Origin of the sequence: Sporosarcina cyprini (genome assembly GCF_022048975.1) — a bacterium.
GTDB lineage: Bacteria > Bacillota > Bacilli > Bacillales_A > Planococcaceae > Sporosarcina > Sporosarcina cyprini.
Genome location: NZ_JAKMHX010000002.1, coordinates 1 through 822, shown reverse-complemented (window position 1 = coordinate 822; position 822 = coordinate 1). Strand labels below are relative to the sequence as shown.

At 54.0% G+C, this 822-nt stretch carries 8 tRNA genes; all 8 read right to left on the bottom strand.

Annotated elements, in window-relative coordinates:
* Positions 1-11 precede the first annotated feature (11 nt).
* Positions 12-86: transfer RNA gene (locus tag L7D49_RS00045), tRNA-Met, on the bottom strand.
* A gap of 63 nt (positions 87-149) precedes the next feature.
* Positions 150-242 (bottom strand) — tRNA-Ser (locus tag L7D49_RS00040).
* A gap of 19 nt (positions 243-261) precedes the next feature.
* Positions 262-338 (bottom strand) — tRNA-Ile (locus L7D49_RS00035).
* A gap of 7 nt (positions 339-345) precedes the next feature.
* Positions 346-419: transfer RNA gene (locus L7D49_RS00030), tRNA-Met, on the bottom strand.
* A gap of 31 nt (positions 420-450) precedes the next feature.
* Positions 451-526 (bottom strand) — tRNA-Ala (locus L7D49_RS00025).
* Positions 527-538: 12 nt separating this feature from the next.
* Positions 539-615 (bottom strand) — tRNA-Pro (locus L7D49_RS00020).
* A gap of 9 nt (positions 616-624) precedes the next feature.
* A tRNA-Arg gene (locus L7D49_RS00015) sits at positions 625-701 on the bottom strand.
* A 21-nt stretch (positions 702-722) separates the two neighbouring features.
* Positions 723-808: transfer RNA gene (locus tag L7D49_RS00010), tRNA-Leu, on the bottom strand.
* Positions 809-822 lie beyond the last annotated feature (14 nt).

Genomic DNA, 822 nt, shown 5'->3' with positions numbered 1-822 from the left:
ACGGGACCTTTTGGTTGCGGGGGCAGGATTTGAACCTGCGACCTTCGGGTTATGAGCCCGACGAGCTACCACTGCTCCACCCCGCGATAATATTATTTAGCAAAATCCGTTTTATTACTTACGCCATTTCGTAATCGTTGATTTGGAAATGGCGGAGGAAGAGGGATTCGAACCCCCGCGGGCTTTAACACCCCTGTCGGTTTTCAAGACCGATCCCTTCAGCCAGACTTGGGTATTCCTCCGTATAATACAGACAAATGCTGGTGGACCTTGCAGGACTCGAACCTGCGACCGGACGGTTATGAGCCGTCTGCTCTAACCAACTGAGCTAAAGGTCCTTTAAGATGGCGGCAGAGGGGATCGAACCCCCGACCTTACGGGTATGAACCGTACGCTCTAGCCAGCTGAGCTACGCCGCCGGATTATATAAATAGTAGTACTTGAATGTACTGGTGGAGCCTAGCGGGATCGAACCGCTGACCTCCTGCGTGCAAGGCAGGCGCTCTCCCAGCTGAGCTAAGGCCCCATTTTCAAGAAGTGGTCGGGAAGACAGGATTCGAACCTGCGACCCCTTGGTCCCAAACCAAGTGCTCTACCAAGCTGAGCTACTTCCCGTCTATAAGATGGCGCGCCCGGCAGAAGTCGAATCCACAACCTTCTGATCCGTAGTCAGACGCTCTATCCAATTGAGCTACGGGCGCGTATGAAGAACTGTTTCCTGATGCCGAGGACCGGAATCGAACCGGTACGGTAGTCACCTACCGCAGGATTTTAAGTCCTGTGCGTCTGCCAGTTCCGCCACCCCGGCAAAATTGGAGCGGA